General features: G+C 45.0%; 19 protein-coding genes and 1 pseudogene. 15 read left to right on the forward strand and 5 right to left on the reverse strand.

Annotated features, from left to right (window positions below; all coding sequences use genetic code 11):
• Window positions 1-44: 44 nt before the first annotated feature.
• Window positions 45-755 carry a purine-nucleoside phosphorylase gene (deoD, locus tag R7P35_RS01430; RefSeq protein WP_005375140.1) on the reverse strand — a complete coding sequence of 237 codons (711 nt, stop codon included), beginning with the start codon at window positions 753-755 and terminating at the stop codon, window positions 45-47.
• Window positions 756-1,153: 398 nt separating this feature from the next.
• Here deoD and R7P35_RS01435 point away from each other — a divergent pair, with 398 nt between their 5' ends.
• Genes R7P35_RS01435 through R7P35_RS01450 form a run of 4 tightly spaced genes read left to right on the forward strand, consistent with a single transcriptional unit; the run spans window position 1,154 to window position 5,265 of the window.
• On the forward strand, window positions 1,154-2,104 hold the full coding sequence (locus R7P35_RS01435) for a YbgA family protein (protein ID WP_005375141.1): 951 nt from the start codon (window positions 1,154-1,156) through the stop codon (window positions 2,102-2,104).
• The gene (locus R7P35_RS01440) at window positions 2,094-2,894 is read left to right on the forward strand and encodes a MerR family transcriptional regulator (protein WP_005375142.1); all 801 of its coding nucleotides are present in this window, start codon (window positions 2,094-2,096) and stop codon (window positions 2,892-2,894) included. Before R7P35_RS01435 ends, R7P35_RS01440 begins: the two co-directional genes overlap by 11 nt.
• Window positions 2,895-2,916: 22 nt before the next feature.
• Window positions 2,917-4,332: a deoxyribodipyrimidine photo-lyase gene (gene phrB / locus R7P35_RS01445; RefSeq protein ID WP_213872623.1), complete on the forward strand. Its 1,416-nt coding sequence runs from the start codon at window positions 2,917-2,919 to the stop codon at window positions 4,330-4,332.
• 6 nt (window positions 4,333-4,338) lie between these two features.
• Window positions 4,339-5,265 (forward strand): L,D-transpeptidase family protein, encoded by a 927-nt coding sequence (locus R7P35_RS01450; protein ID WP_005375144.1) that lies wholly within the window; start codon window positions 4,339-4,341, stop codon window positions 5,263-5,265.
• Between the two features lie 26 nt (window positions 5,266-5,291).
• Here the strand turns inward: R7P35_RS01450 and R7P35_RS01455 are convergent, their stop codons facing one another.
• The gene (locus tag R7P35_RS01455; protein WP_005375145.1) at window positions 5,292-5,546 is read right to left on the reverse strand and encodes an Lpp/OprI family alanine-zipper lipoprotein; all 255 of its coding nucleotides are present in this window, start codon (window positions 5,544-5,546) and stop codon (window positions 5,292-5,294) included.
• A gap of 550 nt (window positions 5,547-6,096) precedes the next feature.
• Here R7P35_RS01455 and R7P35_RS01460 point away from each other — a divergent pair.
• From R7P35_RS01460 to R7P35_RS01485, 6 genes are all read left to right on the forward strand, one after another.
• Window positions 6,097-7,440: a DEAD/DEAH box helicase gene (locus R7P35_RS01460; protein ID WP_031778885.1), complete on the forward strand. Its 1,344-nt coding sequence runs from the start codon at window positions 6,097-6,099 to the stop codon at window positions 7,438-7,440.
• 324 nt (window positions 7,441-7,764) lie between these two features.
• Window positions 7,765-9,762 (forward strand): prolyl oligopeptidase family serine peptidase, encoded by a 1,998-nt coding sequence (locus tag R7P35_RS01465; protein ID WP_213904617.1) that lies wholly within the window; start codon window positions 7,765-7,767, stop codon window positions 9,760-9,762.
• Window positions 9,763-11,904: a TonB-dependent hemoglobin/transferrin/lactoferrin family receptor gene (locus R7P35_RS01470; protein WP_213904616.1), complete on the forward strand. Its 2,142-nt coding sequence runs from the start codon at window positions 9,763-9,765 to the stop codon at window positions 11,902-11,904.
• A gap of 9 nt (window positions 11,905-11,913) precedes the next feature.
• Window positions 11,914-14,166, forward strand: coding sequence for a proprotein convertase P-domain-containing protein (locus R7P35_RS01475; RefSeq protein WP_258628047.1), 2,253 nt, complete (start codon window positions 11,914-11,916; stop codon window positions 14,164-14,166).
• 25 nt (window positions 14,167-14,191) lie between these two features.
• The gene (locus tag R7P35_RS01480) at window positions 14,192-15,625 is read left to right on the forward strand and encodes a DUF1566 domain-containing protein (protein ID WP_170889982.1); all 1,434 of its coding nucleotides are present in this window, start codon (window positions 14,192-14,194) and stop codon (window positions 15,623-15,625) included.
• 1 nt (window position 15,626) lies between these two features.
• Window positions 15,627-16,199 (forward strand): DUF1566 domain-containing protein, encoded by a 573-nt coding sequence (locus R7P35_RS01485; protein WP_017820503.1) that lies wholly within the window; start codon window positions 15,627-15,629, stop codon window positions 16,197-16,199.
• A 100-nt stretch (window positions 16,200-16,299) separates the two neighbouring features.
• On the opposite strand, the gene R7P35_RS01490 is transcribed toward R7P35_RS01485, so the two are convergent.
• Window positions 16,300-17,943, reverse strand: coding sequence for a methyl-accepting chemotaxis protein (locus R7P35_RS01490; protein ID WP_213904614.1), 1,644 nt, complete (start codon window positions 17,941-17,943; stop codon window positions 16,300-16,302).
• Between the two features lie 331 nt (window positions 17,944-18,274).
• Here R7P35_RS01490 and R7P35_RS01495 point away from each other — a divergent pair, with 331 nt between their 5' ends.
• The 5 genes from R7P35_RS01495 (at window position 18,275) to R7P35_RS01515 (ending at window position 24,276) form a co-directional block, all read left to right on the forward strand.
• The gene (locus R7P35_RS01495) at window positions 18,275-19,096 is read left to right on the forward strand and encodes a phosphate ABC transporter substrate-binding protein (protein ID WP_005375153.1); all 822 of its coding nucleotides are present in this window, start codon (window positions 18,275-18,277) and stop codon (window positions 19,094-19,096) included.
• A gap of 100 nt (window positions 19,097-19,196) precedes the next feature.
• A complete protein-coding gene (gene pstC, locus R7P35_RS01500) occupies window positions 19,197-20,129 on the forward strand; it encodes a phosphate ABC transporter permease subunit PstC (protein WP_005375154.1) in 933 nt (310 codons plus the stop codon).
• Window positions 20,130-20,151: 22 nt separating this feature from the next.
• Window positions 20,152-21,015, forward strand: coding sequence for a phosphate ABC transporter permease PstA (gene pstA, locus R7P35_RS01505; RefSeq protein ID WP_005383923.1), 864 nt, complete (start codon window positions 20,152-20,154; stop codon window positions 21,013-21,015).
• A gap of 60 nt (window positions 21,016-21,075) precedes the next feature.
• A complete protein-coding gene (pstB, locus tag R7P35_RS01510) occupies window positions 21,076-21,825 on the forward strand; it encodes a phosphate ABC transporter ATP-binding protein PstB (protein WP_005375156.1) in 750 nt (249 codons plus the stop codon).
• Window positions 21,826-22,152: 327 nt separating this feature from the next.
• Window positions 22,153-24,276, forward strand: coding sequence for a GGDEF domain-containing protein (locus tag R7P35_RS01515; protein ID WP_085569367.1), 2,124 nt, complete (start codon window positions 22,153-22,155; stop codon window positions 24,274-24,276).
• 128 nt (window positions 24,277-24,404) lie between these two features.
• On the opposite strand, the gene R7P35_RS01520 is transcribed toward R7P35_RS01515, so the two are convergent.
• Complete coding sequence (locus R7P35_RS01520; protein ID WP_054579336.1) at window positions 24,405-26,051, reverse strand: BatD family protein; 1,647 nt, start codon at window positions 26,049-26,051, stop codon at window positions 24,405-24,407.
• Between the two features lie 4 nt (window positions 26,052-26,055).
• A pseudogene (locus R7P35_RS01525) lies at window positions 26,056-26,367 on the reverse strand (hypothetical protein); the annotation flags it as partial.

Below are 26,367 nucleotides of genomic sequence, written 5' to 3' on the forward strand. Positions count from 1 at the left end.
AGCCAGCATAACTCTGGCTGCAAATTATTACTTACTATTTGTTCTTAGATGTTGATTGCAGTTTCTAGTGCAACTTTCATCATGTCGTTGAACGACTTCTGACGCTCTTCTGAGCTTAGTTTTTCACCACGGATGATGTGGTCAGAAACTGTCAGGATAGTCAGTGCTTTCGCGCCTAGGTCAGCTGCTACGCCGTAGATACCAGCCGCTTCCATGTCTACACCTAGGATGCCTAGTTTTTCCATCTTCTCGAAGATGTCTGCTTCTGGTGTGTAGAACAGGTCAGCAGAGAATACGTTACCTACTTTTACAGGCACTTCCTGAGCGCGCGCTTGGTTAACGGCTTCTTCTAGAAGACCGTAATCAGCGATTGCTGCGAAATCGTGGTTGTTGAAACGGATACGGTTAACTTTAGAGTCTGTAGAAGCACCCATACCGATAACAACGTCCATTAGTTTCACGTCGTCACGTACTGCACCACAGCTACCCACACGGATAACGTTTTTCACGCCGTATTCAGCGATTAGCTCGTGTACGTAGATACAGCAAGACGGGATACCCATGCCGTGGCCCATTACAGAAACTTTTTTGCCTTTGTAAGTGCCAGTAAAGCCGAACATGTTGCGAACGTCACAAACTTGTTTCACATCTTCTAGGAACGTTTCAGCGATGTATTTAGCGCGCAACGGGTCGCCTGGCATTAGAACTGTTTCAGCGAAATCACCTGGTTGTGCGTTAATGTGTGGGGTTGCCATAAGTGCTCTCCAAAGTTTTGTTTTGATAAAACGCCTCTATTATAGAGCGCTATTACCAATTCTGTTGAACTTGTTCGTTTTCGTTGAGGCAATAATATCGGGACGTACAGTAGCCCCTTGAGAGCTTAGTCACAAAAACCACGCATTTAGAAACTGCAACTACTATTGATAACCAAATCTGTTGAAATCAAAAGAGCAATCGATTTGCTTTTGAGCAGTTTGTCGATTGCGCGCACAAATTCTTTGTTTTTGGGCCAAACTTTTTTCTGACAGCTGGTTGATCGAAATACTTTCGAGTGAAGTAAAACGATTAAATTGTACAACTTATTTTCTTGTACAATCTGGAAAGGCTTGCTATAAGTTATACAACAAAACTTTTTGTATAGGGATGCGTCATCATGGAATCTTCAATCAAAGTAGGTATCAGTTCGTGTGTTTTGGGTGAACGAGTGCGTTTTGACTCTGGTCATAAGGTGAGCAACTTTGTGACTAAAGAGCTCAGCCCGTATTTTGACTTTGTTTCGGTATGCCCTGAAGTCGGCGTAGGTATGCCAGTACCCCGTCCAACAATTCGTCTTGTTTCTAATGAAGAGCGTGTTGCATTGGTTGAAACCAAAAATCCAGAAAATGATCATACCGACAATATGCTCACTTACTCGGCCAATAAAGTAGATGAACTTCAAAGCGAGCAGCTTTGTGGTTACATCGTTTGTGCCAAGTCACCAACTTGTGGCATGGAGCGAGTCAAGGTTTACAGCAAGAACAGTGCTGCGAAAGAAGGTGTTGGCTTGTATACACAAACATTGATGCAAAAAATGCCTTGGTTGCCTGTTGAAGAGGATGGCAGACTTAACGACCCTGTATTGAAAGAAAATTTTATTACTCGAGTATTTTGTCTAAATGACTTTTACGACTCGATGGATGGTGAGCCTACTCGTGGCAAAATCATCGACTTTCATTCGCGCTACAAACTGACGTTAATGGCACACCACCCAGAGTCATACCGATCCCTTGGCCGCTTAGTTGCCGATGTCGCTAATTATGAAATTGAAGACTTTTACCAAGAGTATCGTTTAGGACTGATGAAGGCGTTAACGAATCGGGCTAGCCGCAAAAATAACACAAATGTGTTGATGCATTTACAAGGGTACTTCAAACGCTCACTAACTAAAGAAGAAAAAGAAGAGTTAGCGACAGTGATTCACGACTACCGTATTGGAATGCTGCCTCTGCTAGCACCACTTACGTTGATTAAGCATTACTTAAATACTTACCCAGACGAGTATTTAGCAAAACAGAAGTTTTTAGAACCGTATCCGCAGGAGATGAGATTACGCTATGGTTTGTAGTTCAGAAGAAAAACTATACGCGATCCGAGATGTCGCAGAAATCACGGGTGTAAAACCAGTTACGCTGAGAGCTTGGCAACGAAGATACAACTTGATCCAGCCTCAGCGAACTGAAAAAGGACACAGACTCTATCGCCAGCAAGATCTCGATACGATTCGCGAAGTCCAGAGTTGGCTCGCGAAGGGGATTTCGATTGGTAAAGTGAAGGGGTTGCTAGGAAAAAGCGCCGATGTCGAAGTCAAAAACGAGGTTCGCACACTCGAAGAAGTTGAAAACATGCTGCTTGCGCTGTCTACCCTGAATCGAGGAAAAGCAGAGAGTTTACTTGCCTCTGTTCTTAAAGAGTACCCACTAAAACTCGTTATTGATCAGTTTATTAGCCCAGTATTTGATGCGCTAGATATGGTAAAAGGATCGTTGCGATCCTTGCAGGTGGGGTTATTTCAGACTTGTTTAATCACTCGACTTGCCCTTGTTATCGATTCTGAAAACAAAGCCGCTTCCAAAGGAAAGTGTCTGCTCATTAGCTTTGAACAAAACAGAGAATCTGAGAGTTGGATTCAAGCAGCGAAGCTTTGTGAACAAGGGTATCACACGACTTTGATCGATAAGGTTGATGATGTTTCTGGTCTACTAGATCACGAGGTCATTGAAAATGGTTCGTTTATCTACCTTTTCTCCAATAAAGCACTAGCTGCTAAACAAGTAGCGTCCATCAAAATGCTTCACGCACAGCTAGGTGATCGGATGGGGTGCTCTGAAGTGATAGAGAAATTACACCTAACTTAGTAGACAAAAGATAGGAGCTACCATGATTTTAGTATGGTTTCGACGTGACTTGCGTACGTTAGACCACACGGCACTCAAAGCGGCATTGGATTCAGGTCAGCCTGTCGTCGCTTGCTTTATCGCGACGCCAGAGCAGTGGCGGGAGCATCACATGGCGCCGATGCAGGCAGACCTCATTGCTCGTCGCTTAGCTTGTTTGAACGAGGAGCTTGAAAGCCTTAATATTCCTTTTTTGTACAAAGAGGTGCCGTCGTTTTCCGATTGTACAGATGTGATTAGTGGGTGGGCGGAAACACTTGAAGCCACGTCTGTCATGGCAAACATTCACTATGAGGTGAACGAACGAGAGCTCGATACACAAGTAAGTGAAGCGTTAGCTTCTCACGATATCGAATTTGAACTGTTTCATGACAAATGTGTGCACGCGCCAACGACGGTTCTTAATAAGCAAGGCGAATATTTTAAGGTATTTACGCCATTCAAGCGTGCTTGGTTAACGCAGTTCCATATGCCGACGGTAGTAAAACCTCACGAGCAAACGCCACTCAATAAAAAGGTACTCGAACAATTAGAGTCGGCTCGATTTAATTCAAGCTTCACATTTAGCTATCCTCGAGAATCCAGTGAAGACTGGCTGGCTTCGACTAATGATATTTTGAAGCAGCTTAGGGAATTTGCACGGGAGCGCAGTGACGCGTATCAAAGCGAGCGAGACTTTCCAGCTATTGATGGCACTAGCCAACTGTCTCCATACCTTGCGATTGGCGCGCTATCACCAAGGCAGTGTATTGCTCGTTTGTATGCTGAAAATCAACAAAATGACCTTACAGAAGGGAAAGCAACTTGGTTAAGTGAGATCATTTGGCGTGAGTTTTATCAGCACCTATTGGTTTTCGAACCAAAACTCGTCAAAGGCAAAGGATTTATCGATTGGGAGGATAAAATCCAGTGGTCCTATGATGAGAAAGCCTTTGAGCGATGGAAGACAGGAACAACAGGATACCCAATCGTTGATGCAGCAATGCGTCAGCTCAATCAAACAGGCTGGATGCACAACCGATTACGTATGATTGTCGCGAGCTTTCTTACCAAGGACTTACATATTGATTGGCGATGGGGAGAAGCGTACTTCATGAGTAAGCTGGTGGACGGCGATTTTGCAGCGAACAATGGTGGCTGGCAATGGTCTGCTTCTACGGGCTGTGACGGGCAGCCATACTTTCGTATTTTCAACCCGATAAGCCAAGGCGAAAAGTTCGATGCTAATGGTGAATTTGTGCGCCACTGGGTACCAGAAATCAAAAGTGTACCGAACAAATACATCCATAAACCTTGGACTTGGGAGGGCTTTTCTTTACTGGAATATCACAAGCCGATGGTTGATCACAAGACAGAAAGAGAGATAACCTTACAGCTCTTTAAAAGTGCCAAGGAATAGAGTGAAATGCTTAGCAAAAAGCGATCAATGAGTTTCGCAAAACGTACCCTGCTATCTGTGTCGTTATCTTTAGTGAGTGGTCTATCATTCGCTAAGATGTACGAATTACCAGAGGATGGAAGCCGTTTAATTGGTCGCCTTGAAAACCACGTCGTGCAAGAAGGCGAAACCATGGCAAATATCGCTAAGCTCTACGATGTGGGTATGCTAGGTTTAATGGCCGCAAACAAAGGCGTGGATCCCTTCTTACCAGAAGAGGGGCATGTTCTTACTATTCCGACACAGCTAATCCTCCCAGACGTACCTTATAAAGGTATCGTTATTAATCTAGCCGAGCTGCGCTTATATTACTTTCCGAAAGGAGAGAATATTGTCCATGTATTTCCTGTCGGAATTGGCCGAATAGGGCGCGATACCCCAGTAATGACAACGCGTATCAGCCAAAAACGACCGAACCCTACATGGACTCCTCCAGCCTCTATTCGTGCCGAGTACAAAGCAAAGGGCATTGACCTACCAGCCGTTGTTCCTGCGGGGCCTGATAATCCACTTGGTATGTTTGCATTGCGTTTAGCTTACGGGAATGGCGAATACCTAATTCATGGTACCAACAAGGACTTTGGGATTGGTATGCGAGTCAGCGCGGGTTGTATTCGTATGGACCCAAGTGACATTGAGTGGTTATTTGACAAGGTTCGTAACGGCGAAGACGTTAACATCATTAACCAGCCTATCAAAATGACACTTGAGCCTGACAGAAGTGTGTTCTTAGAAGCACATGAGCCTTTGACTCGTAGTAATGGCGAGAAAGATGAACTGAAAGTGCCGAAAGAGTTAAAGTGGTGGTTGGATGAATTCGGTATGAAAAACGTGAAGGCTAAAGCAGCAATCGCTGCACAGAATGGGGTTCCTATCGAAATAACCGCGCCTTAACGGGCGTTAAGACGCGGTACCAAATCTTACTTAGTGTAAGACTGAGCGATGTTATCGATACGCTCGTTAGCACGCTCAGCTTCTTCTTGAGCAGCCATTGCTGCTGCGCCTGATTTTTGAACGTCAGATTGAAGAGCTTGTACGTCTTGGCTTAGTTGGCTAACTTGGTTGCTTAGTTCGTCTAATTTTGCTGCATTTGCTGTAGCTGCGTCATCAGAAGAAGCACAACCGGCTAGTAGAAGTACTGAAGTTGCTGCAGCTGCGATCAACGTTTTGTTCATATAAGAACTCCTTGCTTATAGTGAAAGTCTCGCCACTAACTATTATTTTATACAGTAGCGAGGTTAAATGTGGTTACATTTTATCAGTACATGATGTAGCAAAAGTCAAAAAAACCCAAGAATTTCATGGAGTACCTGACGTCAACTTTTACCTGAACTTAACAAAGTTTAACTACCTATCCTTTATTTCGTTCTCACAACAGTTTTCATAGCAGGTGTATTTGCCACGTTCCTGATATCAATAATTTAGACGATATTGACACAAATGAAAGTTTATTGGCCCAAATAACTGCTATTTAAGTCGTTTTGTTGATGGATAGAAGGCATATTTGAACGGCTTTTCTCTAAACTTCCTGTCCAGCTGCTCATCAAAAAGGCTAGTCTTTACTCTGAACTGAGCCACAAATGATGTTTTACCGTTACCACAGGGAATTAGTTTGTGTGATCTCTATCTATACTCCTATGATTTGCGGTATTATACCGAGCTTTATTTTTTTGCTGCGTTAGAGCGGAAACGACACTACAGAGCGCTCAGACGCTGACTGATTTATTGGAGAATACTTTGCAATTTAAAGATCTAGGCCTAGACAACCGATTGTTGAAGAACCTAAAACACTACGATTTTAAAAAAGCGACTGACATTCAGCAGCAGGCGATTCCTGTTGCGATTGCAGGCAAGGATCTATTGGCATCTTCGAAAACAGGTTCGGGCAAGACTTTGGCGTTTGTATTGCCAATGCTTCATAAGTCTTTAAAGACAAAATCGTTTTCTGCGAAAGACCCTCGCGCGGTAATCCTTGCTCCTACTCGTGAGCTAGCGAAACAAGTATATGGTGAGCTTCGTTCTATGCTAGCTGGCCTATCTTATGAAGCAGCACTGATTTTGGGTGGTGAGAACTTTAACGATCAGGTAAAAGCTCTGCGTCGTTACCCGAAATTTATCGTGGCGACACCAGGACGTTTGGCTGATCACTTAGAGCACCGTTCGCTTTATCTGGATGGTTTGGAAACGCTAATTCTGGACGAAGCAGACCGTATGTTGGATTTGGGCTTTGCACCAGAGCTTCGTCGCATTCATAAAGCAGCCAAGCATCGTCGTCGTCAAACGTTGATGTTCTCTGCGACATTAGATCATGCAGACGTCAATGAAATCGCGGCTGAAATGCTCAATGCGCCAAAGCGAATTGCTATCGGCGTTTCTAACGAAGAACATAAAGATATCACGCAAAAATTTTACTTGTGTGATCACCTAGATCATAAAGAGGCAATTTTAGATCGTGTTCTTTCTGAGGCTGAATACCGTCAAGTTATTATCTTTACGGCAACGCGTGATGATACTGAGCGACTAACAGAAAAGCTGAACGAAAAGAAACTGAAGGCTGTAGCACTAAGTGGTAACTTGAACCAGACTCAACGTAACACCATTATGAGTCAGTTTGAGCGCGCAGTATTTAAGATCCTTGTAACGACTGATGTTGCTTCCCGCGGTTTGGATATTGCAACTGTGACACACGTCATCAACTTCGATATGCCAAAGCATACCGAAGAATACGTACACCGAGTTGGTCGTACTGGTCGTGCTGGAAACAAAGGGGATGCAATCTCTCTTGTTGGTCCAAAAGACTGGGATAGCTTTAAACGTGTAGAAGCATACCTACAACAAGATCTTGAGTTTTCAGTGTTCGAAGATTTGAAAGGTAAGTTTAAAGGCCTTAAGCCACCTAAACCAGATTTCCGCAATAAGAAAGCGACCGCAAAGAAAGCTCGCCCTCAAGCGAAAAAATCGGCGAAAAAACCAGCTAAGCGTGACAAGAGCTTCTACAAAAACGTATCTGTGGGTGATGATGTCTTCATCCCTAAGAAAAAACCAGCGGCACCGAGCTCTGAAGAGTAAAAGCTGCTGTAGTTTCCCACGGATTTTAGTTCTTAAAAATCCGAGTGTTCGCACTCGGATTTTTTATGTCTGTCGCTAGGTGAAATAGCGTTTTTCCATACTCACTCGTTTGTCAGCTTTTATATTTGTCTGGTTGTATATAAACAGCATAGAACGCTAATTTAGAAAGTTATTAAGTTTTATTACCTCGGTCAAAGCAAACGTTTTTCCTCACACACTAGATAAAAATCTCACATGATTATGAAAATGATAATTGATCTCATTTTTATTTAAGGGCAGAATACGCGCCATTGTATTAATCCTATAAATGAATTCGCTCTCTATATGAAATTTACTCATGTTTTTTTAGGGCTCATAATTACCTCTAGTTCTGGCTTTGCTGCTGATGATTTCAACTGGCTTCGAGATGATGCTCGTAAAGATGAGCGAGTTCTTACCTACCTAACAGAACAAAACCACAAAACTGAACAGCACCAAAAAAGTTATCAGACGTTGACAAAAAACCTACTCACGCAGTGGGATACCATGGTGGCAGACAAAGGTGATAAGCCATGGTCGATCGTGAGTGGAAGAGAGTGGACGCTAACGCGTCGCGATGGTCGTTACTTACTATTATCCCGTGCGAGTCAACATGCACCAGAAAACGTGGTGTTCGATTTCGATGAACGACAATCTGCGCATCAGTACTACCAACTTGGTCAATGGCAAGTGAATGGTGACACGCTCCTTTTCACGGAAGATATCGACGGTAGCGAACAATATCGTGCTGTGGTTGTTGATTTACTCTCCGGCCAATCTACGGAACTGGCGACGCACGTCGATAGTGGCGTATTGTTGTCACCTAACGGGAAAGTGGCATTCCTCGTTGCAAAAGAAAAGCGCACTCAGCGACCTCATCAGATCTTACGTATCTCCACTGAATCTTTGGCAAAAACAGTCCTATGGAATGAACCCAAGTCAGATTGGTTACTTTCTTTCTATCGTGCGGCAGATAGCCGTTATGCTGTGCTACAAAGCAACAACGAGTCAACAACAGAGCAGAAGCTTGTCGATCTAGAAACGGGCACTGTCTCAGATTCATTGCGAAAGCCTGAAGTGGGTGTGGAATATTACGCGGATGTGGCGAAAGGTTACATTTATCTTAAAAGCAACCTGGAAGGAAAGTTCGCCCTTTACCAAGCCGAACTCGCACCGCTTGGCGCAACATGGCAACGCTTTACCAATCCTCATGAGCCGCTTGAACAGTTCTACCTTTATGATGCAGGAGTTGTGGCACTTAGCAAGCCAAACAATGTGTCGACTTTGACGGTGTATTCTTACCAAGGTCAGGAAAAAGTGATACTGCCATTGGAACACGATGGTAATGTCGCTTGGCTAAGCACATTGGGCGATTTTGAATCAAACAAAATTCGTATCCGAAGCATGTCGATGACTACGCCTCCTCAGTGGGAAGAGTTCGATGTAAAAACGCTGAATAAATCCTTGTACTCTCAAGATGCTTACCAAGACTTTGATAGTCAGCGTTATGTATCCCAACGTATTTTTATTAAGCACGACGGCGTTTCTGTCCCTGTCTCTTTGGCGTATCGCAAAGACAAATTGCACCCACAATCTCCTGTGATGATTTACGGTTACGGCGCGTATGGTTTTACGATGAAACCGTACTTTATGCCTCAGGTTATCAGTTTACTCGACCAAGGTGTGATTTACGCTATCGCCCATGTCCGTGGCGGTGGGTACTTTGGCGATGAATGGCACGAGCAAGGCCGTGGTGTGCGAAAAGCCAATTCTATTGGTGATTTTGTCGCGGCCGCGAAGGCGCTGCAAACATTCGAACGTGGCAATAGAGAGGTTTTCGCCATCGGTTCTAGTGCTGGTGGTACGTTGGTGGCCGGAGCGGTTAATCAAGATCCTAAATTGTTTTCAGGTGTCGTACTTAAAGTGCCTTTTGTTGATGTGGTTGCAAGTATGTCGGATACCTCACTTCCGCTTACCACACAGCAGTATGGCGAATGGGGTAACCCAACCAAACCTGAACAATTGGCGTTAATGAAGGCGTACGATCCGATTCTCAATATCCATAAAAACGCTTACCCACCCATGTTGGTTCAAGTCGGTTTAATCGATCAGCGCGTGCCATATTGGGAAGGCGCAAAGTATCTCGCTAAAGTTTCAGCGTTAAGTGAGCGCAACGGGCCGTACTTGTTGCAAACTAATTTTAATTCGGGCCACCAAATGGACCCGCGACAAGCGCAAGAACAACAAGCAAAAGAATACGCATTTCTACTATCACTCATTAAAACATCTAAAGCGGAGCAGTAAATGAAGCTTACCCCAGTGTCAGCGGCAGTACTTTTGGTACTTGCTGCCAGTCAAGTGCACGCCGAATCTAAGGTTTTCTCAATGGAAGAGGTGGTGGTAACCGCCAATAAAATCGATCAGCCATTGTCAAAAGTGGCAGGTAGTGTCGCGGTTATCACAAACGAGCAAATCGAAGAAAGAGGCGAGACCGAGCTATATGACGTGCTGCGTAACGAACCTGGTGTAAGCGTGACGGGCGGTGCAGGACGTCCGCAAAACATTACCATCCGTGGTATGACGGGTAACCGCATTATGATCGTTCGTGATGGCATTCGTTCTGCGGATGGCTTCGGTGCGAATGACATTAATGATGCAGTTGGGCGAGATACTTTTGATTTATCCAATTTTGAATCGCTGCAAATCATTAAAGGGGCAAGTTCTTCGGTGCATGGCTCTGGCGCGATCGGCGGTGTGGTGATTTTAGAATCCAGTCAGCCGGGTGATTTCTTAAAAGACAAAGACTTCTACACCGATGTTTCCGGTACTTACACCGACATCAGCAACAAGTACAAAGGCACGAGTAATCTAGCTTTCCGTTCCGGTGATACAGAGAGTTTGTTTAACGTTTCATACTGGCAAGGACAAGAGACACGTAACTTTGATGAAGATTTGTATAACCGCGACCTCGATGGTTACAGCGGTGCTTATACGATCAACCACTTTTTCAATGAAGAGGTGATGTTGAAAGCCAAAGCGGAACTCTACACCCAGAACCAAGAGCGTTTGGAGGGTTCACCGTCCATTCAACCTGATGGAATTTGGCATATTGAAGACTTTGCTGAGGATGAAACCACAGAAGAGTACAGCGCTTATATTGGTGCAGAGCTGACTCCGATTAATCCAACTTGGTTCGAAGAGTTGGATACCAAAGTTTACTGGCGTCACACCGAAGTGGTGGAAGACACCAACCGTTTAATGCGCCAAGTGGATCACAATGGTTTGATCACCAAGCGTCGCGAGCTGGAACACAAAACCTTCATTGACGAAACAATTGGCTTCCGTGGCGATTTCACCAATACGATTTATGCAGCAAATGCTGAGCACCAATTGGCTTACGGTGTTGAGCTTTCTACAGACTATTACGAACGCACAGATAGCGACTCCAAGATTGATTGGAACGGAGTAACACCTTCGACCAAACAACCTTTCGCTCCTGCTCGTGCTTATAACATTGGCTTGTATGTCCGAGACATGGTGGAACTGGATAAATGGACCATCACAGGTGGCCTACGCTTTGATGCGCACCGTCTCACGCCAGACGGTGCGGGTGAAGTGGGCGGCTTCCCATTAAAAGACATGGATAGCTCAGAGGTATCTCCAAGTCTTTCGGTTTCTCGTGAAATGTTTGCCAACAACATCGCTTATGTATCTTATAACCATGGTTACCGTGCTCCGGAATACGATAAAGCGTATGGCTTCGTAAGCCACGACTTTGTGCCGCTCACGCCGTTTGTCATTGCACCAAACATGGATCTAGAAGCTGAAACTTCCGACTCATTTGAAATCGGTAACAAGTTCGATAACGGTCGTGCGTATGTCTATGCGTCTTTGTTCTACAACAAGTTTGAAAACTTCATCGACGTTGTGGCCACGGGCTTTGACTCAAGCAATGGTAATTACATTAAACAATACCAAAACCTCGATGGTGTCGAGACGTATGGTGCAGAGCTTTCTGCAGGTTACGCGATCACTAAGCGATGGAACATCAGCACCAAGTTTGGCTACGTAGATGGCAAAGACGCGGAAGGTGAATACGTTCGAAGCATTACGCCATTCGAAGGTAACGCTCAACTGAAATACGCCGACCAAGACTTCAATGCTTACGTGGCTTGGAACTGGGCCGCGGCAATGGATCGCGTTCCTAAATGCCAGACCACGCTTGGTCTAGCGACAGATTGCGCGCAGACAAGTGCGTGGAATACGTTTGATATCGGCGCAACTTACCACGTTTCCAAAGACCTTCGTGTTAGCGCAAACATCATCAACCTATTCGACAAAGAATACATCCGATACCAAGACGTAGCGGGTATCGTTGAGGAAAGTAAGCGTTACTCAACTGAGCCAGGGCGCTACTTCACGCTGACTGCAAAATACGAATTCTAGGACGAAATCATGAAGCTAAAACCATTGGCGTTTTCACTGCTTATTGCATGTACCCCTGCGGCGCTGGCTGCAGAGTGGGATTATCCCTCAACGGATTCTGTGGTGACCAATGAAGCGCAAGCGAAAACTTATCTAGACAGCCACTACTCAGAAGCGGGCGAGTTTAAGTTCCGTTACAAAACCCAGTCTCAGCTTGGCAAGCATTACAATTTTGATGTTTGGGTTAACGGTGAATATCAAGCACAGCGTGCCCTCGTAGTAACAACCGATAAAAATCATCACGTTGTGCGAGTGTTTAAGAGCCTTGACGATACGATCATTCGCAACGGTAAACCAACGGTTGCAATGGAATTGGAATCGCCTCGCCAACTGCAAGCACAAGAGCCACCGGCTTTGAGCTCTGGAAGTCTGGTTGATGTTGAGGTTTCTTTATTCAACCCAGATCTTCGCACCATGCAACAGCAAGCAGCACCAGAATCGACGTGGTCAGCACTGTCCGATTACCCTCAGCCGATCGAGTACGTAACCAAGTCGATTGAGGTTTTAAAGTCGGGAGGTAAGTTCTATCTCTCTAACCCAAGATTAAAGCAAGTGGATGCGACGGGTTTATTTGCAGCCCCAGCACCTGGTGAAGCGCCTGTACTCGATACGTTGGACTTTCTCAGCGCAGAAGGAGTTCAAGCGTTTGACAGTGTTGATGAGATGCAAAGCACCGAGTTTGGTGACAATGCGTTCCCACAGTTGATGGCTTTTTATCATCTTGATAGCTCGATCCAATATCTGACAAGCCTGACTTACGACTTGTTTGACGAACCGCTTCGTTTTGACGCTCGCGGTTTATCAAAAGATAACTCTACTTACTATTACGGTCCGAAAGCACTCATGCTGGGTGTCGGTGGTGTTTCTCCGGATGCAGTCGATGCTGATGTAGTGATACACGAGCTTGGGCATGGCATTCATTACCAAATCGTACCGGATTGGGCGTACGGTCATACAGGGGCTATCGCAGAGGGTTTTGCTGATTACTGGGCGGGCAGCGCGAGCTACCGCACTCAATATTTGGATGCTTCGCGTCGTGGTCAAGAATTCGAGTTAGATACGGTGTTCAACTGGGACGGTGTGTTCGGAACACGCAAAACAACTCGTAGCTTATGGAACCAAAGAGCTCGTTACTTCGAGGGTTCAGAGTATCCAGCGCACGTTAGTGTGGGCGGTGAACTAGGCGACGAGTTATGGTCAACGCCACTGTTCCAAGCACTTAAAGCATCGGTTGAACGATACGGTGATGATACCGATAACGTGTTCCGCGAGTTTGACGCCATTGTACTTGAAGGCATGTACGGCATTGGTCGTGGCGTGAAAATGCATGATCTGGCGGAATCGACCGTGTTTGCCGCAAAAACTTTGTTCCCAAATAAAGATTACGCCCAATTCCTGACGGACAGCTTCAACAGACACAACTTACTTAAAGCGCCTCTTCGTGTTCGCTATGACGCTCGATACATCGCACAAGGTCAAGACGTTGGTTTGAGCCTGAGCCAAACTGGCCGCGAAGCGAGCATCAAAGGGCAATGGCAGCTAAACAACGCATCCGTTTTCGACTTTGATGAAACGCTTTCTGATTCGACCTCAATGAAGGTGGTGTTACCAAGCGGTCTAACATGTGGCACGCAATTCGATTCCTCTATTTCATTGGATTATCAATTTGCTGAAGGCCTAAAGACTCACCAGTGGAGTGATAAGGTGATGCTGGTTAATGGTACGCCAGAGCTCGATATCCAGCCTCAACCAGTGAACTCCGCTTTGCCGGAACAGGGCGACAGACTGTTCTCTCAGACGCTATCGGACAAGTCACGCACGATTGATGATTCGTTTGCGGTTTACCTGAACATCGAGCATGACTCACTGCAAGATCTGCAAGTGACGCTAGTGTCTCCACAAGGCAAATCGGTCGTGCTACTTAGCCATCAATCAAGCAATACCAAAGGATTTAAAGGTTACTTCACCGCTCAGTATGACGAGGAGTTACGAGCACTTGTCGGTCAACCGAGTTGGGGTACTTGGCGTCTCGAAGTGTCTGACCGCGTGTCAGGGAATTCTGGGGTGTTGAAAGAGTGGGGTGTGAGTCACTTTGCTCAGTATCAGTGTAGTGCTGATACCACTAAAGAAAGCAGTGGCGGTGATTCAGGTGGCAGTGGTTCGCCTTGGACCTTGTTAGGACTTGTCCTGCTTTCAATGGTGAGAGTGATTCGCTCTCGTTAATTAAAATCAAAAGAAGATAAAATCTATGAAGTTTCAATATTCTTTCGTTGCTATGTCACTAGCCCTAGCTGGCTGTGGCGGTGGTTCTGGTGGTGACACGTCGGCACCGACCTATGATGTAGCTGGCACCATCGTTTCTGCAGGTACACTTCTTGATACGCCAGTGTGCATCGATTTAAACCAAAACTACGTTTGTGATACGACCGAGCCGAGTGCTAAAACGGATAATGCCGGTAAATTTAGCCTGACTTCAAGCGACAAAAACGTACTAACCAGCACCATTCTTGCTCAAGTTGATCAAGGTTCGAACCAAACGTTGCGTCTTGCGGCTCCGGGCCAAAACTTAGCAACGGGTAACACGGTCAATGGTGTAACAACGTTGCTCGCAGGTCTTGTGGTTGACGGTAAAACCGTTGCTCAAGCTGAAGAGATTGTGAAAGCACAACTCACCGATGCCGGTGTTTCTCTGTCTGGAACGGTAATGTCTAACGCAGAAGCCAGCGAGCTAGATAAGCTAGAGCAAAACACGGTTGCACTATTAGCTGCAATGCAGCCACAACAAATGACCCAAGGCGTAGCGCTGCTTGCTCAAAGCCTTAGCTTCCAGGGTAAATCATTGGCCTCTGATCTTCTGTCTGAAGTGGAAGTGAGTGCATTTGCTGAAGAAATTGTAGCGGTTGCTGAACAAACGGTTGGTAGTAACGATACGGGCGCCGTTCTTTATTTTGCTGAAGGAGCAGCAGACGTAGCAGAGGTTCAAGCGTCTTACCCTGGTCAAGATGCGGAATACGGCTTCGACAAAGAGGACAAGCAAACGTCGACAGGCGCTGGCTTTAAGTTCGTTAAGCTAGATTCACAAGGTGCAGCTTTAGCAGCAGATGCGACTAAGTGGGCTTGTACTATGGACGAACGTACTGGTCTTGTTTGGGAAAATAAGAGTGCGGATGCGAGCTCAGTTCAATTTAAAGATCGCCTATTTGCGTTTGAGTCTGAAACATTTAAGCCGTATTACGAAGATCTTGAAGTCGTTGGTTGTGTGGATGCTGCTGATGGCATCTGTTCAACAAGCCAATATGTTGAACATATAAACAAGCAATCACTATGTGGCATTAGTGACTGGCGCCTACCAACATACCAAGAGTTCTACGATGTTCTCGACTTAGGTGAGACAGAGAAAGACGCCGACGGCAATGTCTATGGTATGACGACAGCTTACTTCCCTCAACAGGGTAAAGGCAGCCCAGACGCTAATTCAGGTGCTATTTGGCTAAGTGATTTCACATTTAATAATTACTCTCCTGCTAACTACGAAGGTGCACTTCAATTTGCAGTGATTGCAGCGAAGGGCGCTGACCGTGGCCACGTAAGCTTTGTTGAAATTTATTCTGACAAAGTAGAGCGTGACACAGGCACGTCATTCCAATTCCCAATCCGTCTAGTAGCAGTAAAGGGCCAATAAGATGAAGAAATTAATAACTGTACTATCTCTTGCTTTGGCTTCTCAAACTGTAATGGCTGCACAAGAGTGTTCTACTGACTTTGCTAAAACGGCACCTAACACGCGTTATACATATTCTGAGAGCGGTACCGTAACTGACCTGAAAACAGGTCTAACATGGATGCGTTGCCCTGTTGGTTCAACGTGGAATACGGCAAACGAAGCTTGTGATGGCGCTGCGACTAAGATGTCATGGCAGTTAGCGCTATCAACCGCTGAGCAAATCCGCAATGAATCAGGTAATCATGCTTTATATGACTTCGCTGGCAAAAAGAATTGGCGCATACCAAACATTAAGGAGTTAGTCGCGTTGACAGAACGTGCTTGCCATAGCCCTGCGATGAACGGCACTGCATTCGCAAGTGGCTACACGCTAGAGGTGGGTGACTATGCTGGTTACATCTGGAGTAACACACCAAACGGTGATGGCTCAAACGTTATGGTGTTTGATTCATTTAATGGTGAGGTTTACAACTGGAACCCACTAGAGTCAACGAACATTTCCTCTGTTCTGCTGGTTACTGACGAGGAGTAATCACCCCGTTGGATTTTCACGAATCCAGATGTTAATAAGCTCCGCCAGTGCGGAGCTTTTTCTTTTCTGACCTTTGGAGCTTATCGTGTTGTTCAGAGATTTAAACTTGGAACTGCTTAAGCTGATGTTTTTGGTTTTCTGCTAAACCAGACAACTCTTGCGCTGCCGCGGCTGATTGAGTGATCCCAGTGACGTTCTGGCTCACTAGTTCATAGATGTTCGTTAAGTTGTTGTTGATATCAGCCGTGACCTGTTTCTGCTCTTCTGATGCGGTTGCAACTTGAGTGTTGATTGAGTTCAGATCGGCGATAGCATTACTGATATTAGCAAGTGATTGGCTAACTTCTTGTATCAGAGCTTGGTTGTCTGACAACATGGCTAAGCTGGAATGCATACTTTCATTTGCGTGACCAGATTGTTGCTGTAGCTCTTCTATAATGGTTTGGATCTCTTTGGTGGACTCCTGAGTTCGCGCTGCCAGCATACGTACTTCATCGGCCACTACCGCAAAGCCTCGGCCACTTTCGCCCGCTCGTGCAGCTTCAATCGCTGCATTCAGTGCAAGTAGATTCGTTTGCTCAGAAATACCTTCAATCACTTCGATCACGCGACCAATGTGTTCTGATTGATCTTTTAGCGAAGTTACGACGGCAGCGGCTTCGTTAAGTTGTTCCGCCATCTTTTCACTTGCGCGAGTGCTTTCCCCAAACATGCTTATACTTTGTGAGGTTAACGTACGTGCTTGATTTGATGCACTATCGGCTTCTTGTGCATTGGTCGATACTTCAGTTGCGGTCGACTCTAGCTGATTGATCGCCGAGGCTACTTGCTCAACTTCTTGCTTTTCTTGATCCGAGTTGACGCTGCTTTGAGTCATAACAGTTGCTAACTCGGTTGATGCTGATGCCACATCTTCACTAATGCGAACCAATGCGCTTACAGTTTCACGCAGTTTTTCTATGGTCTGGTTTACATCTCGAGCCAGCTGAGACACTTCGTTTTTCCCGATGGCTTCGGCCTTAACTAGTAGGTTTCCCTTCGCGACTTCCTGCATCGTTACTTGAAGGTTACGAACCGGCGCAACGATGTAGCTGGCGAGTACCCAACTAATAAGTGAAGCGGCACTCAAGATCACCGCAAGCGAGACGGCGCTGTAAGTTAGCGTGGTTGAATGTTGTTCGCCATTCGTTTCGACTTCATCGGTGACGATTTGATTCAATTGTTTAGATAGTTTGTCGATGGCGTTGATCATCGCTTCGCCAGCTAATCGATACTCAGCCATTGCATATTCGTACTTTTGATTGAAATCAGAGGTGGTGTAATCAGAAGAGTGTTTAGTGGTGAGCAGAGGTGTCATGGTAACGCGAGTGAAATCAACATAGTGATTCATGGCCTTACGCATAGCATTGACTTCATTTTGAACGCCAGGGAGATGGTCGATGGAGTTAAGAAAATCGCGGTTTTTGTTTTGTCGCTCAGAAAGCTCTTGGTTGAGAGACTGAACATCTTCGGTTCTAAATAGACTATAAATGGCTTTGATGCGCATGGCGTAAGTGTTGTCTACGATGCCGCTAAGTTCCTCTTTGTGAATGATTAGCTTATGGGTGGAAGCCGAAACCTTATTGAATGCTTGATCGAGTTTACCGATTCCGACACTCAGTCCAATGATGAGCAATATAACTGTGAATAGAACAGGCAGAAAAACCTGAAGTTTAATAGAAAGCGTACTAAGAAATTGACGCATGAGATTGACCCTCTATCGGTTTGATTATTATCTTTTTTATAAATAAGCATTTCGATTTTAATTGTTATATTTGCCAAATCAATGAGTTACTCATATCTAATTGTTATGAAATGTACCAAAATCGATGGGGTTATCATCTTGAACATGAGGCAACGTTATAAAAACGTTACGTTCAAATTGAGAGAGGGATAAGTCGCGGAATTAATAGTTAGAAATGACAACGTGTCATAGAGGGTTCAACTAAGTGAAACACAACTGTCATATTCAAATTCTAAAGTGAGCACCGTTCAAGTGAAACACAACGGCAATAAAGCCACTTAAGGAAATTGTGATGAAAAAGACAGTAATCGGTGCAATCGCACTTCTAGGCGCAATGGCAGTGACTCCTGTTTCTGCTAAAGAAACTATCTCTGCAGTGGGTTCTAGCAGCGTAACTCCACTGATGGAAGTTTTCTCTGAAACGTACATGAAGAAGAACCCTAACGTATTTATCGAAGTTCAAGGTCCTGGTTCTTCAGCTGGTGTAAAAGCAGCGAAAAATGGTTCAGCAGACCTTGGTATGTCTTCTCGTAATCTAAAAGACTCTGAAAAAGAATCAACACTAATCGAAGAAGTGGTTGCTCGTGATGGTATCGCAGTGGTTGTTAACCCACAAAACAAACTGCCAGGTCTAACAGCCGAGCAAGTGACTGCAATCTACAAAGGCGAAGTATCAAACTGGAAAGAAGTCGGTGGTGCGGACAAGCCAATCGTAGCCATTACTCGTGACACGGCTTCTGGTACTCGTGGCGCATTTGAAGACATCATGTCTCTAAAAATGAAGATTTCTGGTAAGAAAGTATCAGCTATCTCTCAACGTGCTCAAGTTGCAAACGGTAACGGCGCACTGAAAACAATGGTTGCATCTAACCCATACGCAATCGGCTACATTTCTCTTGGTACTGTAGACAACACTGTTAATGCGCTAGCAATCGACGGCGTTGATGCAACGGTAGCTAACGTTAAAAACGGTTCTTACAAAGTAGCGCGTCCATTCCTTGTTCTTTACAAAGAAGGCAAGCCATCAACAGAAACGCAAAAATTCCTAGACTGGATGCTAACTGACGAAGCGCAAGCGCTAGTTGACCAAAAAGGTTACATCTCAGTTAACTAATCCCATCGGGACTCTAAAGTTTGCTCAGCCCAACGTTTCGGGCTGAGCCTTTTCTATCCATTGTGTTCAACGGCATTGCCCAGAACCGTGAGATTTTTAAATGACCATCGCAACAAATAGTGAAAAGCTTATGAATACTGACGCTAGAGCTATCAGCAAGTCAGGCCTACGCGAGAAGCGTCGTGTAGACTGGAAAGAGCGCATCTTCCACGGCTTGTTCCTAACGAGTGCCGTAATCGGCATTGTTTCATTGGCCGTTATTGCATACTTCATCGTTCGAGAGAGTATTCCGGCATTCCAAGAAGCAGGCGTATCGGGCATTGTCTTAGGACAAAACTGGTTACCACCTGCGCTTTACGGTGTCGCCACCATGATTGTGGCATCTATCGTATCGACGGCTGGTGCTGTCATTGTTGGGGTTCCAATTGGTGTTCTGACCGCCATTTTTATCGCTGAAATCGCACCAAAGCGATTAGCAGACATTATCCGTCCAGCGGTTGAGCTGCTAGCCGGTATTCCTTCAGTGGTCTACGGTTTCTTCGGTCTGGTTATTATCGTTCCATTGATTCAGAAGGTATTTGATGTACCTGCAGGTAACACTATCTTGGCCGGTATTATTGTTCTTGGTGTGATGATTCTACCAACAGTAATTACGGTATCTGAAACGTCTATCCGCGCTGTCCCTCGTACTTATAAAGAAGGTTCTTTGGCACTGGGCGCATCGAAAATCTACACCATCTTTAAATTGCTCGTTCCAGCGGCTCGCTCAGGCATCATGACAGGTGTGATTCTGGGTATCGGTCGTGCATTAGGTGAGACCATGGCGATTATCATGGTTATGGGTAACGCGCCGGCAATGCCAGAAGGCATCTTGGATTCGGCTCGTACACTAACTGCAAACATCGCTATTGAAATGTCTTACGCAAGTGGTGTTCACGCGAACGCACTTTACGCTACAGGTGTAGTACTTCTGGTCTTCATCATGTCGTTGAACGCTGTACTACTGTACCTAAACCGAGAAAAAGCGAAGTAATCGCTCGTTAAAGGTGACTATTATGGATCGCGCAAAACTGAAAAAAGCACGCCAGTTCAAAGATAATGTCTTTAACGCATTTGTCTGGATCTCGGCAGCACTAACGGTAGGTTTTTTGTTCTGGATTATCTGGTACATCCTATCAAACGGTCTACAACACGTAGATTGGAACTTCATTACTGATAACTATACGCGCACAGGTGAAGAGCATGGTATCTTCCCAATGATTGTGGCGACCATTTACATGGTTATCGCTTCTATCGCAGTGGCAGCGCCACTCGGTATCATGACGGCAATCTACTTGACCGAATACGCGAAAGTGGGCAGTCGTTTGGTGAAAATCATCCGATTCTGTACCGAGTCATTGGCGGGTATCCCGTCGATCATTTTCGGCCTGTTTGGTATGACTTTCTTCGTGGCGATTCTTGGCCTTGGCTTCTCGATTCTGTCGGGTGCATTGACGCTAAGCATCCTAATCCTGCCAGTTATCATCCGTACAACGGAAGAAGCGTTGATGGCAGTACCACAAACGTACCGTGAAGGCTCATACGGTCTGGGTGCATCTAAGATTTACACTATCTGGCGTTTGATTCTTCCGAGCGCAATGCCAGGTATCTTAACCTCGGTCATTCTAAGTATTGGTCGTGTCATTGGTGAGTCTGCTCCAGTATTCCTGACAGCAGGTATGGTTGCACGTATTCCGGATTCTTTATTGGATTCAGGTCGTACGCTAACCGTTCACCTATACAAACTGACTACCGAACTGTTTACCGTTGAAGAATGGAATCAGGCTTACGGTACGGCAACAGTGCTTATCGTAGTTGTTCTCTTGATCAACATGGTAACGAAACTGATTGCTAGACGTTTTAACACCGCAACTTACTAACAACACTAATTAAGAACGCACGTTAAAAGACACGAATTCAAGAATTAAGAGATTAAGACAATGAACAAATTTGATATTGAAAACCTAGACCTATTCTACGGTGACAACCAAGCACTGAAATCGATCAACTTACCAATTCCAGTTCGCCAAGTAACTGCACTTATCGGCCCGTCAGGTTGCGGAAAATCAACGCTTCTACGCTGTTTGAACCGAATGAATGATCTAATCGAAGGCGTGAAAATTACAGGTAAATTGGCGATGGACGGCGAAGATATTTACGGCAACATTGATGTTGCTGACCTTCGCATCAAAGTCGGCATGGTATTCCAAAAGCCAAACCCATTCCCGATGAGCATTTACGAGAACGTGGCTTACGGCTTACGTGCTCAAGGTATCAAAGACAAAAAGACAATTGATGAAGTGGTAGAGCGTTCGCTGCGCGGTGCTGCCCTTTGGGATGAGGTGAAAGATCGCCTTAAATCACACGCATTCGGTCTTTCTGGTGGTCAGCAGCAACGTTTATGTATTGCACGTACAATCGCGATGGAGCCGGATGTGATTCTGATGGATGAACCAACGTCGGCACTTGACCCAATTGCGACACACAAAATCGAAGAGTTGATGGAAGAGCTAAAGAAGAACTACACCATCGTTATCGTGACTCACTCAATGCAACAGGCGCGTCGTATCTCTGACCGCACTGCGTTTTTCCTAATGGGTGAACTGGTTGAGCACAACGATACGCAAGTGATCTTTAGCAACCCTCAAGACGACCGTACTCAAGGCTACGTAAATGGTGATTTCGGTTAATCCACCGTATTTCAAGCATAACTAAATAACTATAAGCGATGGTAACTTTGCCCCTCTTGATGAGGGGCCTTTTTCTTTTTAAGTCGTGGGCTTATAACGCCTACCAACACAAAAAATCTTGTAAATAAGTACAACTTTCCTCCCCAGTTTATAAAGTATGTAACTTATGTGAAACATGGCTTTAAAAGTGCTGAAGAGCTCTCGAATGTAACACTAAGTCTGATAATTTTGCGAATGACTTAACAGCTCAAATTTGAACGTATTGATTGCATATCATGGCCTAAGTAGTTTTTTATCGAGGATAAAAAAGTAGATTAGGTTGGTAGGGTGAGTTTAAGAAGTTTTACAAGAAAAGTGTCTTCAACGAGGGACCATCGGTTGCTAGCGGAGGCAATCTTTGATCATTTAGAGAGTCTGTTCTCCCCTCAAGCCCTAGCTATTTTTGAAGATCCTTCAATTAACCCTCGTCATTCAATGAGCTTCTCTCGCGGAGAGCTTTACCCAACCCAAAACTATCCTGAGACATTCTGGGAGTGGGCAAGTCAGTTTGATACCTCTGAAAGCATCATACCTCTGGCGATCAACACTTGTAACTGGAATCACACCCGAGATTTAGGCGGTGATAGTTACATCATGATGCTCGACAACACGCCTATCAAACGTACCTACCTACTGATTCAATCTGTACATGCTCGCACAGCACATAATATCTATGAAGAAAGTTACGACGCAATGCAGCTCGCAGCGGCGCGTTGGCAATGTATTCGTGCTGAAAAAAATGCCTCGAAAGAGATCAGGCACAGAGATATTCGTGAAGCGCAATATGTTGATGAGATTAGCCAACGCGAGCGCTTTATCGAAAATATGAAGTTAGTTCAGCAAGTTGCACTCGAAATCTCTAATCCTGATTCTTTAAAGGACTTGTACTACAAAGCCGTCGAAGCGTTACGTGAACGACTTGGGTTTGATCGCTCTACACTGATGCTTCTCGATATGAAAAAGCGCAGCTTCAGTGGTACATACGGCACGGATGAGTCAGGAATTACGATTGATGAATTTCACACACAATACGATTTACATCAACTTAGCGAGGAGTATATCACCGCGTTATCTAGCCTTGAGAGCAACTTAGTGATTGTAGAAGACGCGCCAATATACACAGCAGGCAAGGTCATCGGGCAGGGCTGGAATGCGATGTTGATTTTACGCGATGGCAATGAACCGTTTGGGTGGTTCGCGCTAGATAACTTTATTCATCGTAAGCCGATAACGGCATATCAAAAACAGATGTTGGACTCGTTTGGTTCACTCTTCTCTCAAATTTACATTCGTAAGCGCCAAGAACAAAACGTACGCATGTTGCATTCAAGCATGGTTGAGTTATCACGTTGCACTACTGTCAGTGGAGTATGCAAATCGGCCGTCACTTTCGCCATTAAAAATCTTGGTATTGATCGAATGGCGGTGTTTTTAACTGATGAAAATTGCTCTTACATGCAAGGAACGTGGGGTACCGATATTCAAGGTAACGTGGTGGATGAATCTTACTTCTTTGGCGAAACCCAAGATTTCTCTCTTATAAATTTGGCTCGCTCAATGCCAAACGAAGTCGCATTTGAAGAATCAGTGCCTATTTATCATGACTGTAATATTGTTGGCTTTGGTTGGGCTGCGATGACGGTATTGACTTCAAATAGCAGTGGTCCTATCGCCTTTATCGCTGTTGATAATTTGCTGACACGTGCGCCGTTAACTTCTCAGTTACGTGAAGTGATTCGTATGTTCGCGTCCAGCTTAGCTGAAGTATTGCAACGTACTCAAGCTCAAGAGGCGATTCGCGAATTAAACGAAAACTTAGAGCTGGAGGTTCAGAACCGAACAAAAGAGTTGGAGGAAGCCAATCGACAGCTTGAGGTACTTTCTAAGCTCGATCCTTTGACGCGTCTTGGTAATCGCCGCATGTTAGAACATGTGATGCAAAAATATTGTGCCCTAGAGTGTGAAGACGACATGTCGTTTGGCCTGATCCTGATTGATATTGACCATTTTGGCTTATTCAATAATCACTATGGTCATCTCGAAGGCGATATCGCATTGATGCGAATTGGCTATATCTTGGATCATCATACCAAAGGTGAAGATGAAGTTTTTTGCCGTATCGGAGGTGAGGAGTTTGCATTGCTCATGATTGGTTCTGAGCAAGAGGAGGCCCGACTGAGAGCAGAGTGCATTCGTCAGTGCATCGAGGGCGAGGGGATAAAGCATCGACATAACCCAGAAGGGGAGTTACTTACCGTTTCAGTCGGTTACTCCTGTTATAAAGCGAAAGGCAAAGACTTTAATTTCGACCATTTATATCAGTTGTCGGATAAGGCACTCTATCAAGCGAAGAATCATGGGCGAAATTGTGTAAGGCGATACGAATACGAGCCCCAAGTGTTTGTTGAGTGAGTTATGTTCATAAGAGCAACTTGATAGGGAAGGGGCGGCGGTTGGTGCTCTAGATAAAACCGCTAAAGCAAATTTGGCCGGATAAGAGAATGGGCAGCTCATTAGAGCTGCCATTGTTATCTAGTTATTTATAGCTTTTCGAGTTGGTGGTCGGTTTTCGTTACGTTTGCTTTGCCAAGGTTTTGAATTTTCGCTAGCAGCGAATCAGGGCTCCAAGGTTGTTGGTTGGCACTAAAATACGCTTGATTCATGGCATTAAGCTCTTGCTTAATTGCTTGTACGTCACCAGGGTTTAACCTGTCTTGATGAGTGGTTAAATACTCATTTACAGAGCGTTCAATTTTCGCAGCATCGCCCTCTTCGATGACTTTTTTTAGCGCGTCGATGCAAAGTGGTTGTTCAGTATTTGAAACCGTTCCACTCGCTGTTATTGACCGCTTTTTCCATGCCCAAATAGCGATTCCCAATGTCATTATCCAAAGCCCTAAGAAAACAAAGGTTAATGTTCTCCAGAGACTGTTTACATCGCCGCTTGATTCAGGACTAGGGGCTGACACTAAAGGCGCTGAAAGAGGCGATTCCGGCAACGTGATTAGCCCAGTGTCATTTTTCTCTACGTCTAATGTTAGCTCTGGTAACGTTGTTTTCTTCGCTTCATCATTTTGACTGTCCCACCAGTTCAAGTCGTATCCTGGTAAGGTATATTTCCCGGCCTCTGTAGGAATAATGACTTGCTTCACCGTCATGGTAACGGTGCCATCTCTCGCGCTATCGAACTTAGGTTGTTCGGGATACACGCGCAGTGAACTCGGGTAACTAATATTGACTCGTGGCAGATATTCGGCTTGTGTACCGCGAGCCTTAACTTGAATGGTTCGAGTGAGTGAAGAGCCTTGTTTTACTGTGTTGATTGCGTTAGTCGACAATAGATTACCTTGATCGTCTTGCCAGCTCTGTGTCATTTCTAACGCTGAAGCAGGAAGCCATTCACCTTTAAATTCGCTCGGAATCGGTTTGACCGTGATTGGCATGCGTTCCGCTTTGGTGTTGATAGGCATTATTTTGGTTGAGCCCGTCAAGCTGTCGCCATAAATATAAGAACCGGTCAGTTTAGGACCTATCAAGGTATAAGTGCCTGGTTGATTTGCCGTTAAGCGAAACGACTGCTCTATGACCGCTACTTCTAACCCATTTAAGATCTTCTGTCTTTGTTGTAAGCCACCCAGTGCCTCAAGCTTCATGCCTTCAATCTGCGGAGGTACTATTTGCGGGTTATCTAGGCGTCGAGTGTCCGCTTTAATTAGAAGTTGTATACGTAATGTTGCAGATTGCTGAGGGTAGAGCGTACTGTTGTCGACCGTAATATTGAAGCTAAATAGATCATCAAGATTGGGGTCTGTTTGGCTCGCGTTGACACGTAGTTTGATCGGCTCCGTTTTCATGCCATCAGCGGAAAAACTTGGAATAGTCAGAACACCTTCTTTCATTGGTGCAATTGAGATACTCCACTCGGTACGCACTGATTTTCTTCCGTTAATGTTATTGCTAGAGCGGCCATAACGAGGTTGACCCAAGAAGAAGTCTTTCTCTAGAACATTGAAGTCGATTGAGTCTGAGCTGAGCTCAGTATCTGAAATGATTCTGAGGTTAATCACTTCATTCTTGGCTACTTGTGTTTTATTCACACTAGCTTGAAGTGTCTGTGCCATCACCGAGAAACTGGATATTAGGCTGGCCACAAAAATAAAGACCAGTTTTACGCCTTTGTTCATCACAGGCTTACCACTCCTTTTGAGATTGTTGTGGAGGTTGTTTTTGTTGCGCTTGAAGTTGCATTTGCGCACGGATCAAAAAGCTTGGGTCGCGAGCACTTTCTACTGCTTCTAGTCGACGGAACTCAGGATCATCCTGATGCATTTTTTCGGGATGCGCTTTAGCCTGTATTGGTTCACCTTGATCCTTCACTTGCTTGTCATCTCGTTGCGGTTGATGTTGTTCCGTTTCTTGTTTTTCTTCTTTATTTTCAGAATCTTGCTGATTTTGTGACTGTTGTCCTTGCGCTTCTTTCCCTTCGTTTTGAGACTTTTGTTG

Origin of the sequence: Vibrio sp. Vb0304, from assembly GCF_033338995.1 — a bacterium.
Taxonomy (GTDB): domain Bacteria; phylum Pseudomonadota; class Gammaproteobacteria; order Enterobacterales; family Vibrionaceae; genus Vibrio; species Vibrio alginolyticus.

What these genes read in the sequence shown, in the direction of transcription:
- deoD (WP_005375140.1), bottom strand. Translation starts at nt 755, where the DNA reads ATGGCAACCCCACACATTAACGCACAACCAGGTGATTTCGCTGAAACA.
- R7P35_RS01435 (WP_005375141.1), top strand. Translation starts at nt 1,154, where the DNA reads ATGGAATCTTCAATCAAAGTAGGTATCAGTTCGTGTGTTTTGGGTGAA.
- R7P35_RS01440 (WP_005375142.1), top strand. Translation starts at nt 2,094, where the DNA reads ATGGTTTGTAGTTCAGAAGAAAAACTATACGCGATCCGAGATGTCGCA.
- phrB (WP_213872623.1), top strand. Translation starts at nt 2,917, where the DNA reads ATGATTTTAGTATGGTTTCGACGTGACTTGCGTACGTTAGACCACACG.
- R7P35_RS01450 (WP_005375144.1), top strand. Translation starts at nt 4,339, where the DNA reads ATGCTTAGCAAAAAGCGATCAATGAGTTTCGCAAAACGTACCCTGCTA.
- R7P35_RS01455 (WP_005375145.1), bottom strand. Translation starts at nt 5,546, where the DNA reads ATGAACAAAACGTTGATCGCAGCTGCAGCAACTTCAGTACTTCTACTA.
- R7P35_RS01465 (WP_213904617.1), top strand. Translation starts at nt 7,765, where the DNA reads ATGAAATTTACTCATGTTTTTTTAGGGCTCATAATTACCTCTAGTTCT.
- R7P35_RS01470 (WP_213904616.1), top strand. Translation starts at nt 9,763, where the DNA reads ATGAAGCTTACCCCAGTGTCAGCGGCAGTACTTTTGGTACTTGCTGCC.
- R7P35_RS01475 (WP_258628047.1), top strand. Translation starts at nt 11,914, where the DNA reads ATGAAGCTAAAACCATTGGCGTTTTCACTGCTTATTGCATGTACCCCT.
- R7P35_RS01480 (WP_170889982.1), top strand. Translation starts at nt 14,192, where the DNA reads ATGAAGTTTCAATATTCTTTCGTTGCTATGTCACTAGCCCTAGCTGGC.
- R7P35_RS01485 (WP_017820503.1), top strand. Translation starts at nt 15,627, where the DNA reads ATGAAGAAATTAATAACTGTACTATCTCTTGCTTTGGCTTCTCAAACT.
- R7P35_RS01490 (WP_213904614.1), bottom strand. Translation starts at nt 17,943, where the DNA reads ATGCGTCAATTTCTTAGTACGCTTTCTATTAAACTTCAGGTTTTTCTG.
- R7P35_RS01495 (WP_005375153.1), top strand. Translation starts at nt 18,275, where the DNA reads ATGAAAAAGACAGTAATCGGTGCAATCGCACTTCTAGGCGCAATGGCA.
- pstC (WP_005375154.1), top strand. Translation starts at nt 19,197, where the DNA reads ATGACCATCGCAACAAATAGTGAAAAGCTTATGAATACTGACGCTAGA.
- pstA (WP_005383923.1), top strand. Translation starts at nt 20,152, where the DNA reads ATGGATCGCGCAAAACTGAAAAAAGCACGCCAGTTCAAAGATAATGTC.
- pstB (WP_005375156.1), top strand. Translation starts at nt 21,076, where the DNA reads ATGAACAAATTTGATATTGAAAACCTAGACCTATTCTACGGTGACAAC.